Genomic DNA, 15481 nt, shown 5'->3' on the forward strand with positions numbered 1-15481 from the left:
CGGGGAGCCGCTACCGCTGCTCGATCGGTACGCCGAAGTGCGCGACGTACCGCGCGGTGTCGGTGCGGACCCGGTCGAGGTCGAGCCCGGTCGACTCGAACGTGTAGGGGTGCCCGTGGCCCTCGCGCTCGTGGGTGCGCAGGAACTCCGACATCCGCGCCCCGAGGTCGGGGGTGAAGTCCCAGCCGAACCCGTCGTACACCGCCCGCGCCCCGGCCAGCGGCTCGGCCATCACGTGGTCGAACTGGAGGTCGACCACCTGGTCCGGCGCGATGGTGCCGTCGAGGCGTGCGTCCACGGTGCGCTCGAGGCCGCCGAGGATGATCTCGTAGAACTCGGTCGCCAGCTCCTGGTACTCGATCTCCGACGAGCCGAGCTGGCGCAGCGTCGCGAGCAGGCTGGTCGTGGACGCCATCACCTTCGCCGGGTCGCGGTGGGTCTGCACGAGCAGCGCGTCCGGGTACTCGGCGACCAGCTGCGGCAGCGTCCAGGAGTGGAAGGGCGTCTTGAGCAGCCACCGGTGGCCGGGTGCCTCGCTCTGGAGCACCTCGAGGAAACGCCGGTGCCAGGTGTAGGACGCCGCGATGTGGCCGTCGTCGACGGCGTCGTGGAGCAGCCAGTCGAGGTACGACGGGACGCGGTACTGCGTCGGGAAGATCGCGGAGGTGAAGCAGCTGCCGGTGATCCGCACGCACTCCTGGGCGAGCTGGGCGCCGAGCTGGTGCACCGCGCGGAACTCCGGGATGACGCTGTCGACCAGCTCGAAGGTCGCATCGCTGACCGCGATCCGCGGGTCGGTCAGGTAGGTCTCGGTGCGCGGTGGCGGCAGCGGCTGGTCGACCTCCCACGTCTGCGGCACGCGGTGGGCCGGGTCCTGCGCGAGCATGTCGAAGAGCATCGTGGTGCCGGTCCGGGCCTGGCCGATGATCACCAGCGGCGCGGTGATCGGCCGCTCCCGGAGGTCGGGGTGGGCGCGGTGGTGCGCGACCAGGCCCAGCCGGTTGACGAGGTAGCCGGTGAGCTCCCCGGGCACCATCACCTGGCCGATGTCGTTGAGCCTGGCCTCGTCGTCGAAGCTCGCGACGAGCACGTCCAGCGCGGCGCGCCAGCCGTCGCCGCCGAAGAGCTCGTCGTCGCCGAAGTCGCTCAGCCCGGTCGCGTCGACCGCGCCGTCGATCAGCTCCTGGGCCTTCATGCCCGCACCTTCATGACGACACCTCCGGGATCGGTACGACGCGCGCCTCGACCGCCGGCGGGGCCGGGTTGCCGAGCCAGCGCAGGACGAGGAAGCCGCGCCGGCGGCCCCCGGTGTCGAGCCAGTTCGGGACGCCCGGGTCGCGGCCGGCGACCACCAGTCGGACGGTCCCGTCCGGGCGGGGGCTGAACCGCACCTGGGTGCCGGAGCTCGCCGTACGGGCCGGCTCGAGACACTCGTGCCAGATGTTCTCCAGGGTCACCGACCAGTAGCGGGTGTCCGGCGGCCGCACGTCCAGCACCCAGGCGTCGTCGGGCCCGAGGTCGAAGGAGCCGAGCATGTAGAGGTTGTCCGGCGTGGTGTTCTCCGACCCGATCGCGGCGGCCTCGGCGGTCACCAGCCGGTTCGGCTCCGTGACCAGCTCCGGGAGGATCGAGCGGTGCAGCGTCATCAGCTTGAACGCGGTCCAGGTGAGGGCGGTCAGCTGGTCGGCGACCTCCTCGTCGGTCGCGGGCGCCAGCGGTGCTGACGGCACCAGTTGCTGGACGTCGTACGTCGCGAGCCGCTCGGCGCCGCGGTCGGCGACGTACTGCCGGACCACGATCGCGGAGGCGTCCTCCGGGATCGCCGCCCACGGCTCGCCGGTGCCGGGGTCGCTCGGCGCGAGGACCAGTGTGAAGCGGCCGTCGGGGCCGACGACGAGGTCGCGGTCGGAGACGTAGGCCGCCTGTCGGCGCGGGCTGAGCCCGGTCCCGGCCATCACCTGGAAGCCGAGGTAGGTGACCGTGCCGCGCTCGCCGGTGATCCGGTAGCCGCGGCCGGGCTGGATGCTCGCGAGGTCGTACTCGCCGTCGGGGTTGGGCCCGCCGACCTGCCGCATCGCGGTCGTCATCGGGAAGAAGCGCGGCACCTCGGGGTCGACGTCGAGGGTGAGCTCGCTGCACAGCGCCAGCACCCGCCCGAGCACCCGGTAGCCCTCGCGCCGCTCCCGGTCGTCCGCCGCGTCCTCGCGGACCACGGCCGTCAGGTCGCCGAGCATCCCCAGCAGGCCGTCCCACGCCCGGTCGCTGGCCGTGGCGGTCGTCACATCCGGCGTCATGCGGGCACTGTAAGCATTTGCCATACGCGATGTCACGGAATAACTACTTGCCCAGAACTTGACCCGCGTCACGGTCGCACGGAGGATCGAGGAAGCGTCGAGCCTCGGGGGAAGTCGTGATGTCCGTGCTGGAGAACCGTCGATCCGGGGTGCGGGCTCCCGCCCTCGTGAGCGCGATCGCCCTGTCCGTCCTCGCTGCGACGGCGGCCGTCGCGGCGCCGCTGGAGCCGACGCCGGTGAAGGACGACCCGAACGTGAACGAGACGTCGCCCGCCGCCCACGGCGGCTGGTTCGGCTGGGCGCAGTCCCGGTCGAACGACGCCGAGAAGTTCGACTTCTACGTCCAGCACGGCGATGACGCGCGGATCCGGGTCAACGCCGCCAACACCCAGGGCCTCGGCGGCGACGTCACCGGTCACAGCGCCTTCTACCTCCAGCAGCTGCACGGCAACGCGCCGAGGATCCACCGCTACGACCTCAAGACCAAGCAGCGCTCCGCGCTGCCCACGAGCATCGCCGGCGGCAAGCGCAGCAGCATCCGCGGCTCGCTGACGGCCAGCGGGCCCTGGCTGCTGGTCCAAGGATCGACCCCCCAGCGGAACGACTACCCGCTCCACACCGTCATCCTCTACAACCGGGTGACGCACGAGCGACGCGAGATCGACCACGCGAACTACGACTACGCCGACACCCTCGTCGGTCAGGTCAACGGCCGGTACGTGACGTATGCCTGGTTCTCCTACGGCGACTACACCTCGTCCGTCGAGCGCTACGACATCAAGACGAAGCGGACCGTCGAGCTCGTGTCCTACGAGGACGGACTCGCGCGTACCGGTACCTCGGTCAGCTCCGACGGGACCGTCTACTACTTCGAGAACGACCCGCAGTGCGGCAGCCCCGACCCGTGCGTCTTCGATCTGGTCCGATCCCCGATCGCCGGCTCCCCGACGGTCATCGCCTCGATGACCCGGGAGAGCTGGATGCTCCAGCCGGGCCGGACCCACGTCAAGGACCGCTCCGACGGGAGCCACGTCGTGTACGTCAGCTGGTCCGGCGACGACGGCGACTCCGACATCGACAAGCTCGTCGACGACGGCTCCTGAGGCTCGCGGCACCTCCGGGAGCACGAACGGCGTCGCACTGGTGTGCGACGCCGTCCTCGGGTGGCGGAGGTAGGGGGATTCGAACCCCCGAGGGCTATTAACCCAACCCGCTTTCCAAGCGAGCGCCATAGGCCACTAGGCGATACCTCCGCCGAGGAGGGTACCGGTCGGCGTACGACGCCGCGAAATCGGCTGAGGCGAGGCGCGTGGCCGGACGCGGAGACGAAAAGGCCCCCCGCGTACCCGACAGAGCTCGCTTGCCCTTGCTGCCTTCCGGCCCTGGGGGAGTTGGGCGAGGTGCCGCCACGCGGGGGGTTGGCCCGAAGTCTAGGTGAGCGGCCTCGGGCGCTCCAAGACGGGGGCGGAGCCCGGGTGCGGTGCCCGCTACCGACTGTCGGGGCCGCTGGTTAGGGTTCAGGCGTGGAGTCCCCCCTCGCGCTGTACCGCCGCTACCGGCCCGAGACCTTCGCCGAGGTCATCGGCCAGGATCACGTGACCGAGCCGCTGCGCGCCGCGCTGGCCAACAACCGGGTCAACCACGCCTACCTCTTCTCCGGTCCCCGCGGCTGCGGCAAGACCACCAGCGCCCGGATCCTGGCGCGCGCGCTCAACTGCGAGCAGGCGCCGATCGCCGACCCGTGCGGGGAGTGCGAGAGCTGCCGCGACCTGGCCCGCGGCGGGCCCGGTTCGATCGACGTGATCGAGATCGACGCGGCCTCCCACGGTGGCGTCGACGACGCGCGCGACCTGCGCGAGAAGGCCTTCTTCGCACCGGTGAAGAGCCGCTACAAGGTCTACATCATCGACGAGGCCCACATGGTCACCACGCAGGGCTTCAACGCCCTGCTCAAGCTCGTCGAGGAGCCCCCGCCCCACCTGCGCTTCATCTTCGCGACCACCGAGCCCGACAAGGTGCTCGCCACGATCCGCTCGCGGACCCACCACTATCCCTTCCGGCTGATCCCGCCGCGGCTGCTCTCGTCCTACCTCTCCGAGCTGTGCGAGAAGGAACGCGTGCGGATCGACCCGGCGGCGCTGCCGCTGGTGGTCCGGGCGGGCGGCGGCTCGGCCCGCGACACGCTCAGCGTGCTCGACCAGCTGCTCGGCGGGGCCGGACCGGAGGGCGTCACCTACGACCTGGCGACCGGCCTCCTCGGCTACACGCCGGACACGTTGCTCGACGACGTGGTCGACGCGTTCGCCGCGGGTGACGGCGCCGCGGTCTTCGGGGTGGTCGACAAGGTGATCGAGACCGGCCAGGACCCGCGCCGCTTCACCGAGGACCTCCTGCGGCGGCTGCGCGACCTCGTCATCGTCGCCGCCGTCCCCGACGCGCCCGCGACGGGGCTGATCGACGTCTCCGAGGACCAGGGCGAGCGGCTCGTCGCCCAGGCCGCCCGCTTCGGCTCGGCGGAGCTGAGCCGGGCCGCCGACATCGCCGCGACCGGGCTCACCGAGATGCGCGGCGCGACCGCCCCGCGGCTGCTGCTCGAGCTGCTCTGCGCGCGGATCCTGCTGCCCGGCGCCGACCACGCGACCGACGGCGTGCTGGCCCGCCTCGACCGGCTCGAGAAGCGCCTCACCATCGCGGGCGGTGCACCCACCCCGACCGTGGCCGCGCCGAGCCAGCCCGCGCAGGACCGCCCGGTGCCGCCGCCGGCCCGCCCCGCGGCGCCGGACCCGGCCGCGTCCCGCCCGGAGCCCGAGCCGCGCCCCGAGCCCCGGCCGGAGCCCGCGTCGGCGGTCGAGCCGGTCGAGGCTCCCGCGCCCGATCCCGCGCCCGAGCCGGTCGCCGCACCGGTCGCCGCACCGGTCGCCGCACCGGAGCCCGAGCCCGTCGCCGAGGCGCCCGATGCCGCGCCCGCACCGTCCGGGGGGCTCACCCTCGTCGACGTACGCCGCCTCTGGCCCGACATCGTCGACGCCACCAAGTCCAAGCGCCGCCTGGCCTGGATGCACCTCACCCAGAACTGCCAGGTGGTGGCCGTCGACGGCCAGGTCCTCACCCTCGGCTTCAGCAACGTCGGCGCCCGCGACTCCTTCGTCAGTGCGGGTTGCGACGACGTGCTCCACCGGGCTGCGGTCGACGTGGTCGGCGCCGACTGGAAGATCGAGACGATCGTCGACCCCGGCGCCCAGGCCGAGGGCACCCCGACCGTCACCCGGGCCGCCGTGCCCGAGCGGCAGCCCGAGCCGGAGCCGGCCCCCGAGCCCGCCCCCGAGCCGGCGCCCGCCGCCCCGTCCTCGGACGCCAGCGCCGCCGCGCGGGAGGCCATCCAACAGACCCGGTCGCCCGACGAGAAGCCGGACGCCGGCCCCGACTGGGCCTCGGTCGACGCCGAGGCCCACCCCGACGACCTCGATGCCGAGCACCAGGGCATCAGCTCCGCCGAGCTGCTCCAGCGCGAGCTCGGCGCCCAGATGATCGAGGAGATCCGTCACCAGTGACGATCTCGATGAGAGGCAACCCATGAGCCAGAACCCCTTCGACGCCCTCGGTGGCGGCGGCTTCGACATGAACGCCCTGCTCCAGCAGGCCCAGCAGATGCAGGAGCAGCTGCAGAGCGCCCAGCAGCGGCTCACCGAGACGACGGTCGACGGGACCGTCGCCGGCGGCGCGGTGACCGTCCGGGTCAACGGCGTCGGCGAGCTGGTCGGGGTGGAGATCAAGTCCGGCGGCTTCGACGGGAGCGACCCCGACGACCTCTCCGACCTCGGCGACATGATCGTCGCCGCCTACCGCGACGCGAAGGCCCAGGCCGACGCGCTGGCCGCGGAGTCGCTCGGCCCGCTCGCGGGTGGCGGGATGCCCGACCTGGGCGGTCTCTCCGGCGGCGGCCCCGCCGGCCAGCTGGGATTCTGAGGACACGTCGTTGTACGAAGGTGTCGTCCAGGACCTGATCGACGAGCTCGGGCGACTGCCCGGCGTGGGTCCCAAGAGCGCGCAGCGGATCGCGTTCCACTTGCTGCAGGCCGAGCCCACCGACGTACGCCGGCTCGCCGACGTGCTGCTCGAGGTCAAGGCGAAGGTGAAGTTCTGCAGCACCTGCTTCAACGTCTCCGAGGACGAGCAGTGCCGCATCTGCCGTGACCCGCGTCGCGACCCGACGGTGCTGTGCGTCGTGGAGGAGTACAAGGACGTCGTCGCGATCGAGCGGACCCGCGAGTTCCGCGGCCGCTACCACGTGCTCGGCGGCGCGATCTCGCCGATCGACGGCATCGGCCCCGACCAGCTCCGCATCCGCGAGCTGATGGTCCGGCTCTCCGACGGCACCATCGAGGAGGTCATCCTGGCCACCGACCCCAACCTCGAGGGTGAGGCCACCGCGACCTATCTCACCCGGATGCTCAAGCCGATCGGGTTGCGCGTGACGCGTCTGGCGAGTGGACTGCCCGTAGGTGGCGACCTGGAGTACGCCGACGAGGTGACCCTGGGCCGCGCGTTCGCAGGAAGGCGATCAGCAGATGACTGAGATGGGCTCGACGCCCGGCACGACCCGAACGGTGCTGGACCCGGAGACCGAGGAGTTCGCGCAGCAGATCGCGGACCAGGTGGAGAGCTTCCTGCTCGCGCTCCAGGCCATCGCCCGCGAGGCCGACGGCGGCCGGGCGATCTCGCTGCTCCTGCTCGAGATCAGCCAGGTGCTGCTCGCCGGGGCCCGGCTGGGCGCCCAGCAGGACTTCACCCCGATCGCCGAGTACCAGCCCGACGTCGGCCCCGAGGCCGACATCGACGAGATGCGACTGGCGCTGGCCGAGATGCTCGGCAACATCGACACCTACGCGTTCGTCTTCGACCCCTACGTGCCCGAGGTGGTGGAGAGCCAGCTCTCCGACGACCTCACCAGCATCGCGACCGACCTGGAGAACGGCCTGCGCCACTACCGGCTCGGCAACCTCCCCGAGGCGCTGTGGTGGTGGCAGTTCTCCTACGTCTCGTCGTGGGGCAACCTCGCGGGCGCCGCGCTCAACGCGCTGCTGTCCGTGGTCGCCCACGACCGGCTCGACGCCGAGCTCGACGACGATGCCGAGCTGGTCGCCGCCGCCGATGAGATGCTCGAATCGGGCGACGTCACGCCCCGGTAAACTCGGACCTTCGCAACGACCTCGAAGATCAAGGGACCAACCGTGGGCATTGTCGTGCAGAAGTACGGCGGATCGTCCGTCGCCGACGCCACCGGCATCAAGCGCGTCGCGCAGCGCATCGTCAACACGCGCAAGGCCGGCCACGACGTCGTCGTCGTGGTCTCGGCCATGGGCGACACGACCGACGAGCTGCGCGACCTGGCCGAGCAGGTCTCGCCGCTGCCGCCGCCGCGCGAGCTCGACATGCTGCTGACGGCCGGCGAGCGGATCTCGATGGCGCTGGTCGCCATGGCGATCGCGCAGCTCGGCCACAAGGCGCAGTCGTTCACCGGCTCGCAGGCCGGCGTGATCACCGACTCCGCGCACGGCAAGGCCAAGATCATCGACATCACGCCGGGCCGGATCGAGGCGGCGATCCAGGACGGCGCGATCGCGATCGTGGCCGGCTTCCAGGGCGTCTCCCAGGACACCAAGGACGTCACCACGCTCGGCCGGGGCGCCTCCGACACGACCGCCGTCGCCCTCGCCGCCGCGCTCGGCGCCGAGGTCTGCGAGATCTACAGCGACGTCGACGGCGTCTTCACCGCCGACCCGCGGATCGTCCCCGCGGCGCGCAAGCTGGACAAGGTCTCCACCGAGGAGATGCTGGAGATGGCGGCCTCGGGCGCCAAGATCCTCCACCTGCGGTGCGTCGAGTACGCCCGCCGCTACAACATGCCGATCCACGTGCGGTCCTCCTTCAGCCAGAAGGAAGGCACCTGGGTCATCCCGGACAGCAAGGCAGGAGAGCACGACATGGAGCAGGCGATCATCGCCGGCGTCGCCCACGACCGCAGCGAGGCCAAGATCACCGTCGTCGGCGTCCCCGACAAGGTGGGCGAGGCGGCTCGCATCTTCGAGGCGTTGTCGGCCAGCGAGGTCAACATCGACATGGTCGTCCAGAACGTCTCCGCGGCCTCGACCGGCCTCACCGACATCTCCTTCACGCTGCCCCGCGCCGACGGCCAGGCCGCGATGAGCGCGCTCGCCCGGATCCAGGACGAGGTCGGCTACGACAAGCTGCTCTACGACGACCAGGTCGGCAAGGTCTCGCTCATCGGCGCCGGCATGCGCTCGCACCCCGGCATCACCGCGAAGTTCTTCGCCGCCCTCGCCTCGGCCGGGGTCAACATCGAGATGATCTCGACCTCCGAGATCCGGATCTCGGTGATCGTCGACGAGGCGCAGGTCGACGAGGCCGTGCGCGCCACGCACACGGCCTTCGACCTCGACGCCACCGAGGTCGAGGCCGTCGTCTACGGCGGGACCGGGCGCTGACATGGGCATCAACATCGGCGTCGTCGGCGCCACCGGCCAGGTCGGCGTCGCGATGCGCCAGATCCTCGAGGAGCGGTCCTTCCCGGTCGACGAGATCCGCTTCTTCGCCTCGGCCCGCTCGGCGGGCAAGGTGCTGCCCTTCGCGGGCCGGGACATCGTCGTCGAGGACGCCGAGACCGCGGACCCGACCGGGCTCGACATCGCGCTCTTCTCGGCCGGCGCGACCACCTCGCGTGCCCTGGTCCCGAGGTTCGTGGACGCCGGCGTGATCGTCGTCGACAACTCCAGCGCCTTCCGCAAGGACCCCGCGATCCCGCTGGTCGTCTCCGAGGTCAATCCCGAGGCCGCCCGCGAGGTCATCGAGGCCGGCCGCGGCATCATCGCCAACCCCAACTGCACCACGATGGCCGCGATGCCGGTGCTCAAGCCGCTGCACGACGAGGCCGGGCTGGTCCGGCTGATCGCGTCGACCTACCAGGCCGTCTCCGGCTCGGGCGTCGCCGGTGTCGCGGAGCTCGCGACGGGCGTCGCCGCGGCGGGCGACAAGGCGGGCGAGCTCGCCTACGACGGCGAGGCCGTGGTGTTCCCCGAGCCGGGTGTCTACCGGCGGACCATCGCCTACAACGTGCTCCCGTTCGCGGGCAACCTCGTCGACGACGGGCTGAACGAGACCGACGAGGAGCAGAAGCTCCGCAACGAGTCCCGCAAGATCCTCGGCATCCCCGACCTGCCCGTCTCGGGCATCTGCGTGCGGGTGCCCGTCTTCACCGGTCACTCGCTGGCGATCAACGCCGAGTTCGAGCGCGCGCTGACCCCGGAGCGGGCGACCGAGCTGCTCGCCGGCGCCCCGGGTGTCGAGCTCTCCGAGATCCCCAACCCGCTCCAGGCGGCCGGCAAGGACCCGTCGTACGTCGGGCGGATCCGGCAGGACCCGGGCGTCGACGGCGAGCGGGGCCTCGCGCTCTTCGTCTCCAACGACAACCTGCGCAAGGGCGCCGCGCTCAACACCGTGCAGATCGCGGAGCTCATCGCCGCGAGCCGCTGAAACTCCTCCGTCGTCCTGGGCCTGCGGGCGTCACCGCAGACCCACGGACGCGAAGGCGTGCCGCAGCAGCGCCGTCTGCTCGGCCGGCGAGGCCACCTGCTCGACGCCGAACCCGAGGAGCACGGTGTCGCCCGTGTGCACGGCCGGCGAGAAGAGCGCCTCGGACCGCACCAGGCTGCCGGTGCCGGGCGAGCTGCCCTCCGGCGGCGGGGCGATCGTCCACGGACCCAGGCCGGACTCGAAGCCCTCGCTGTCGACCGTGGCGCCGCCGACGACCAGCCGCGTGTCGTCGATGAAGAGGCCGGTCCCGCCGGAGCCCGGGTCGGTGACGTAGGAGATCGCCACCTCCACCTGCTTGCCGGCGAAGGCGGACAGGTCGAACGACGCGGTCTGCCAGCCGCCGGAGTCGCCGGTCATCGCGTTCCACGTGCCGGAGGTCCCGGTGGGCGCGCACGGGTCGCCCGGGGTCAGGTAGTGCAGCAGGAACGGGTGCTCGTCGAGGAGGAAGCCGGCCTCGCACTCGGTGGGGACGGTGGTGCTGGTCAGTCCGCCGGCCTCGGGCAGGGTCGTCCAGTCGTCCTGACCGACCGTGTGGGCCTCGACGACGACGTTGTCGTAGCCCTCCTCGGTGTTGTACGAGAGCTGCGCCTGCAGCGTGGGTGCCTGCGCCGCCGTCGTGCCGGTGAGGTCGACCTCGCGGGTGAGCCGCATGTAGGAGTCGTCGACGTGGAGCCCGCCGACGTACCACGTGCCCTCCGGCGGGTCGAACGGACCGCCGGCGGAGCCCGTGTAGCTGCCGGCGGTGCTGCTGTCGAAGAGCGGGAACTCGTCGGGGGAGAGCACGGTGCTGGTGGCCGGGAAGGTGCCGGACTCGTCGAGCGGGTTCGCCGTGAGCGCCGGGCCACCGAAGGTCGCCCCGGTGCCCGCCAGGGCACCGGTGCCCGCGAAGCCGGTGGGTGACTCGGAGGTGCCGCGGGCGTACCGGCCGAGGTAGTACTGCGCGAAGTCGTCGGCGAGCAGCAGGCAGTCGCCGAACGGGTCGTCGGTCACCTCGCACGGGGCGGTCGGGTCGCCGTTGAGGCCGTAGTAGATGCCGCCGACGTCGCCGGCGAGGATCCCGTAGTACGTGGCGGTCTCGCCGGTGTCGACCAGCTTCCCGCCCTCGTTGAGGAAGTCCCGCACGGCGATCGTCAGGTCCTGCTCCCGCTCGGCGACCGAGGCATCGGGGAGGTCGCCGAAGTAGGTCTCGGTCACCTCGTCCTCCGGGTCCTGGGTCAGCCGGTTGTCGCCGTCGTACCAGACGACGCCACGGAAGTGGCTCAGGACGCCGAGGGGATGGGGCACACCCTGGCGGGAGACGTCCCAGACGGAGGCACTGATGCCGGCTCGGCGCAGCGCCTGGACGTACGTCGCGGCGTACTTCGGCGCGGTCAGCGGCGGGTCGTAGGTGGGGTTGACGCCGTCGTAGTCCTCGTCGGCGATCACGAGGACCCGGTGGTGGGCGTTCTCGGCCAGCCGGTAGGTGAAGGAGGGGCTGGTCCGCCTGCCGCGGCCCGGCGCCCAGGCCTCGAACCAGACCTTCACGTGGTCACCCGGCCGGGCGCCGCGCACCAGCCCGCGGTACTCGCCGTAGTAGGTCGTGCCTTCGTCGCCGTACCGCTCGCCGCCCTGCCACATCCGGGTGGGGGCGGTCCGGGGCCGGCGGCCGTCGATCGAGTAGCGCAGGACCAGGCCACGCAGCTCGCGCCGGGCCGTCACGGCGACCGTCTGCGGGTCGCCGTACGAGACGTCGAAGCTGTCGACCTCGAAGTCCGGCGCGGTGCGCCCGACGGCTGACACCGGGTGGGCCGGGTCGTGCGCCGAAGCGGCGACCGACAGGGCGAAGGGCAGGTTCTTCTCGAACTCCGCCTGGATGAGCGGCTCGGAGTCGGGGAAGTTGAAGACGCTCTCGCAGTCGTCCGGGTCGAACGCGTCGTCGGGGTCGACGGCGCTCGCGGTCTGGCAGGTCGACATCTCCGGGGTGTAGGCGAGCGTGCCGTAGGCGTCGTGGGCGTGCTCGGTCGTCTCGCCGTTGGTGGTGTAGAGCTCGGCGGACTGGTCGGGGTCGTAGCCGGGGACCGCCGGGTCGGCGTCGTCGCCGGCCTGCGCCTCGAAGATCAGGTCGTCGGGTGAGCGGGTCGAGACCTGCCAGCCGACGCCGTACAGCAGGAGCTCGGCGGCGGAGTGATAGTTGACCTGGAAGGCGAACCCGATCCGGCGCAGGAGACCGTCCATCGCCCGGGTCTCGGGCTCGGACGCGGGAGCGCCGCCGCGGTAGGTCTCGCTGCCGTACGACGGCGAGGACCCCTCGTTGTCGTAGCCCCACTTCGTGGGGAAGTTGCGGTTCGGGTCGACGCCGTCGTTGCCGGTGATCTGGCCGTCGCCGTTGTTGTCGCGCAGGTTCTTGCGCCAGAGCCGGTTGCCCTCGGTGAAGGTGAAGTCGTAGCCGTCCGGGTTCGCGACGGGGACGAACCACAGCTCGGTCGTCTGCAGCAGGCGGTGGATCCGCGGGCTGGTGCGGTAGCCGTCGACCACGTAGTGGAGCAGCCGGCGATCCATCTCGGGGGTGATCCACTCCCGGGCGTGCTGGGCCGCGGAGTAGAGCACGGCGGGGCGCGACCCGTCGCGGACCGAGCGGGCGTTCGCGGTGACCTTTACCGCCAGGATGGGCTGGCCCTGGACGGTGGCGCCGATCCGCTCGAGCTTGGTGAGGCCGGGGTTGTCGCGGGTGAGCTGCACCAGCTCGTCGCGGATGCCCCCGGGCTCGCTGTAGGACCGGAACACCGTCGGGCTGTCGGCCTCGGCCATCAGCCGCGAGACCGGCTGGCCGGCGATCTTCTTCTCCGTCAGCGGCAGGCCCCGGCCGACGAGCTTGGCGGCCTGGTCGGGCTCGACCACCACCTCCACGCCGACCTTCCCGTCGGCACCCGACCCCGTCGTGCTGATGTCCTCGCGGTCGAGCCCGGCCCGCCGCAGATCACCGATCTGCTCGAGCGTGAGGCTGCCGACGTACACGCTCGGGCCGACGCCGCGATCGGACGGTGCGGATCCGGCGGCGCCCGGGGCCGTCACGCCGGCGAGACCGACGGCGGCGGCGAGGGCGGTGAGGACGGCCAGGGGTGCGAGTCGGCGCATGGGGATCCCACCTTCGATGACGCGGCCCCGAGCGGCCGCGATCTAGTCATCCGAACGCGACGACCCGGCGGTGTCACGCCCCAAAGTGGGTATCTCGCCGTCAGCGAGCGGCATCGCCGAACGCGCGGGTCAGCGCGTGGGCGGCGGCGTAGCAGATGGCGCTGAGCACCGGGATCACCACGACCATCGACCGGTCGGTGAGGTCGTCGACGAGGAGCAGCAGCGCCAGCACGCTCGCCAGCCCGACCGCGAGGAAGCTGGTGGCGCCGGCCTCGGCGACCCGGGCCAGGCGGAGGAGCAGCGCGCCCACGACGACCATCACGACCAGGATGGCGATCAGCAGCGGGTAGCCGGCCTTGCCGCAGGACGTGGTGCCCTGGACCTGGTCGCAGCCCTGGAGCGAGGCCCAGGTGAGCCCGACGATGCCGAGCCCGACGACCAGGCCGACCACCACGGCGGCGACCATCCCCCCGGGCGTCTGCGGCCGGACCAGGATCGGGCGCCGCTCGCGGCGCCGCCTGGGCTCCGGGGCCGGCTCGGGCGCCGTCTCGACGGGGACCTCGACGAGCGTGGGCGCCTCGGGCAGCGGTGGGTTCGGCTCGGTCCGGTCGGCGGGAACCGAGCGCAACCCACCGCTGACCGGTGTGGGCTCAGGTGTGGGCTCGGGTGTGGGCTCGGCGGCCACCGGGGCGGGCGGCTCCGGCTTGCGCTTGCGCCGCCGCAGCCCGAGCTTCGGCAGCTCCAACGAGGGCTGCTGGCGCTCGTTCTCGTCTCCCACGAACGGCAGTGTGCCACTCGGAGCGGCGCGGAAAACCCGGAGCGGGAAAGGCACAGGGCCCGGATCCGCATCGCGGATCCGGGCCCTGCAGAGTGTCGGGCTGACAGGATTTGAACCTGCGGCCTCCTCGTCCCGAACGAGGCGCGCTACCAAGCTGCGCCACAGCCCGATCCGGCCCACCCGTGAGCGGGCCGTGGGCAACCATACCCGAGCACCCGCGGGCCGCTGAAATCGGTTCGGCCCTCGGATCAGCGGGTGGTCGCCACCAGGGTCAGCAGCGTGGCCTCGGGGCGGCACGCGACCCGGATCCGGGCGTACGGGCTGGTGCCGAGCCCGGCCGACACGTGCAGCCACGAGGACCCCGGGTCCCCCGGGCGGGAGTCCGCCGGGTGACGGCTCAGGCCGCGGGCCCGGGCGGGTTCCAGGTCGCAGTTGGTGGTCAGTGCGCCGATGCCGGGGACGCAGACCTGGCCGCCGTGGGTGTGGCCGGCGAGCACCGCGTCGTACCCCCGGGCGGCGAAGGCGTCGAGCACCCGGAGGTACGGCGCGTGCGCGACCCCGAGCCGCAGGTCGGCGTCCGGGTCCGCCGGTCCCGCGACCTCGTCGAGCCGGTCGTAGCCCAGGTGCGGGTCGTCGACGCCCGCGAACGCCAGCCGCAGCCCGCGCACCTCGAGGCTTCCGCGGGTGTTGGTGAGGTCGAGCCAGCCGGAGCGGCTCAGCTCGCGGGTGAGGTCGCGCCACGGCAGCTCCGGCACGTTCGTGTGGCGCTTGCCGGTGTCGGGCAGCAGGTAGCGGAACGGGTTGCGGAGGCTCGGCTCGAAGTAGTCGTTGGACCCGAGCACGAAGACCCCGGGCACGTCGAGCAGGGCGCCGAGCGAGTCGAGGACCGCGGGGACGGCGTCGCGGTGGGCCAGGTTGTCGCCGGTGTCGACGACCAGGTCGGGCTGGAGGTCGGCGAGGCTCGCCAGCCAGTCACGCTTGCGGCGCTGCCCCGGCGTCAGGTGGATGTCGCTGAGGTGCAGCACCCGCAGGTCCGGGCTGCCGGGCGGCAGCACCGGCACGGTCGCCCGTCGCAGCGTGTAGGCCCGCGCCTCGGTCATCGCGTACGCCGTCAGCCCGGCCCCCGCGACGGCTGCGGCAGCGGCGACGCCCAGCACGCTGCGGCGTACGACGGCGGGGGAGCTCACTCGGCAAGGCTGCCACAATGGCGGACATGTCTGACCTCAAGGACCGTCTCCGCGCCGACCTCACCACCGCCATCAAGGCGCGCGACGAGGTGCGCTCCTCGACGCTGCGGATGGTGCTCTCCGCGATCACCAACGCCGAGGTCGCCGGCAAGCAGGCCCGCGAGCTCAGCGACGAGGACGTCGTGGGGGTGCTCTCCACGGAGGCCAAGAAGCGCCGCGAGGCCGCCACGGCGTTCGCCGACGCCGGCCGCACCGAGTCGGCCGCCAAGGAGACGGCCGAGGCCGCCGTCATCGCCGACTACCTCCCCGAGCAGCTCGACGCCGACGCGATCGCCGGCATCGTCGCGGCCGCCATCGAGCAGACCGGCGCGGCCGCCGACGGCATGAAGGCGATGGGCCGGGTGATGGGCGTGGTCCAGCCCCAGGTCAAGGGCCGGGCCGACGGTGGTGCGGTCGCCGCGGAGGTACGCCGCCAGCTGGGCGCCTGACCTCCCTGC

At 72.3% G+C, this 15481-nt stretch carries 13 protein-coding genes, 2 tRNA genes and 1 other RNA gene; 8 read left to right on the forward strand and 8 right to left on the reverse strand.

The window, feature by feature from the left end; genetic code table 11:
- Positions 1 to 10: 10 nt before the first annotated feature.
- The gene (locus K8U61_RS12750) at positions 11 to 1195 is read right to left on the reverse strand and encodes a sulfotransferase family protein (RefSeq protein ID WP_224123410.1); all 1185 of its coding nucleotides are present in this window, start codon (positions 1193 to 1195) and stop codon (positions 11 to 13) included.
- Positions 1196 to 1205: 10 nt separating this feature from the next.
- Positions 1206 to 2294, reverse strand: coding sequence for a DUF1214 domain-containing protein (locus K8U61_RS12755; RefSeq protein ID WP_224123411.1), 1089 nt, complete (start codon positions 2292 to 2294; stop codon positions 1206 to 1208).
- A 119-nt stretch (positions 2295 to 2413) separates the two neighbouring features.
- Here K8U61_RS12755 and K8U61_RS12760 point away from each other — a divergent pair, with 119 nt between their 5' ends.
- Positions 2414 to 3397 (forward strand): hypothetical protein, encoded by a 984-nt coding sequence (locus tag K8U61_RS12760; protein WP_224123412.1) that lies wholly within the window; start codon positions 2414 to 2416, stop codon positions 3395 to 3397.
- Positions 3398 to 3458: 61 nt separating this feature from the next.
- On the opposite strand, the gene K8U61_RS12765 is transcribed toward K8U61_RS12760, so the two are convergent.
- Together K8U61_RS12765 and ffs are read right to left on the reverse strand one after the other, a co-directional pair.
- Positions 3459 to 3547 (reverse strand) — tRNA-Ser (locus K8U61_RS12765).
- Between the two features lie 76 nt (positions 3548 to 3623).
- Positions 3624 to 3714: signal recognition particle sRNA small type (ffs, locus tag K8U61_RS12770), an RNA gene on the reverse strand.
- 103 nt (positions 3715 to 3817) lie between these two features.
- On the opposite strand from ffs, the gene K8U61_RS12775 reads away from it, so the two are divergent.
- The 6 genes from K8U61_RS12775 to K8U61_RS12800 are packed head-to-tail and all read left to right on the forward strand — an operon-like array spanning position 3818 to position 9845.
- On the forward strand, positions 3818 to 5845 hold the full coding sequence (locus K8U61_RS12775; RefSeq protein WP_224123413.1) for a DNA polymerase III subunit gamma and tau: 2028 nt from the start codon (positions 3818 to 3820) through the stop codon (positions 5843 to 5845).
- A 22-nt stretch (positions 5846 to 5867) separates the two neighbouring features.
- Positions 5868 to 6260: a YbaB/EbfC family nucleoid-associated protein gene (locus K8U61_RS12780; RefSeq protein WP_224123414.1), complete on the forward strand. Its 393-nt coding sequence runs from the start codon at positions 5868 to 5870 to the stop codon at positions 6258 to 6260.
- A 10-nt stretch (positions 6261 to 6270) separates the two neighbouring features.
- Complete coding sequence (gene recR / locus K8U61_RS12785; protein WP_224123415.1) at positions 6271 to 6870, forward strand: recombination mediator RecR; 600 nt, start codon at positions 6271 to 6273, stop codon at positions 6868 to 6870.
- Positions 6863 to 7483, forward strand: coding sequence for a DUF5063 domain-containing protein (locus K8U61_RS12790; RefSeq protein ID WP_224123416.1), 621 nt, complete (start codon positions 6863 to 6865; stop codon positions 7481 to 7483). The genes recR and K8U61_RS12790 overlap by 8 nt, the downstream gene beginning before the upstream one ends.
- Positions 7484 to 7525: 42 nt before the next feature.
- Positions 7526 to 8800: an aspartate kinase gene (locus K8U61_RS12795; RefSeq protein WP_224123417.1), complete on the forward strand. Its 1275-nt coding sequence runs from the start codon at positions 7526 to 7528 to the stop codon at positions 8798 to 8800.
- 1 nt (position 8801) lies between these two features.
- Complete coding sequence (locus tag K8U61_RS12800) at positions 8802 to 9845, forward strand: aspartate-semialdehyde dehydrogenase (protein ID WP_224123418.1); 1044 nt, start codon at positions 8802 to 8804, stop codon at positions 9843 to 9845.
- Positions 9846 to 9875: 30 nt separating this feature from the next.
- On the opposite strand, the gene K8U61_RS12805 is transcribed toward K8U61_RS12800, so the two are convergent.
- From K8U61_RS12805 to K8U61_RS12820, 4 genes are all read right to left on the reverse strand, one after another.
- Entirely contained in the window at positions 9876 to 13019 is a 3144-nt protein-coding gene (locus K8U61_RS12805) for a M14 family metallopeptidase (protein ID WP_224123419.1), read from the reverse strand.
- A gap of 100 nt (positions 13020 to 13119) precedes the next feature.
- Complete coding sequence (locus tag K8U61_RS12810; RefSeq protein ID WP_224123420.1) at positions 13120 to 13797, reverse strand: hypothetical protein; 678 nt, start codon at positions 13795 to 13797, stop codon at positions 13120 to 13122.
- Between the two features lie 95 nt (positions 13798 to 13892).
- A tRNA-Pro gene (locus K8U61_RS12815) sits at positions 13893 to 13966 on the reverse strand.
- A 79-nt stretch (positions 13967 to 14045) separates the two neighbouring features.
- Entirely contained in the window at positions 14046 to 14984 is a 939-nt protein-coding gene (locus tag K8U61_RS12820) for a metallophosphoesterase (RefSeq protein WP_224123421.1), read from the reverse strand.
- Positions 14985 to 15010: 26 nt separating this feature from the next.
- Here K8U61_RS12820 and K8U61_RS12825 point away from each other — a divergent pair, with 26 nt between their 5' ends.
- Positions 15011 to 15472, forward strand: coding sequence for a GatB/YqeY domain-containing protein (locus tag K8U61_RS12825; RefSeq protein WP_224123422.1), 462 nt, complete (start codon positions 15011 to 15013; stop codon positions 15470 to 15472).
- Positions 15473 to 15481 lie beyond the last annotated feature (9 nt).

Source organism: Nocardioides mangrovi (assembly GCF_020073815.1).
Classification (GTDB): domain Bacteria; phylum Actinomycetota; class Actinomycetes; order Propionibacteriales; family Nocardioidaceae; genus Nocardioides; species Nocardioides mangrovi.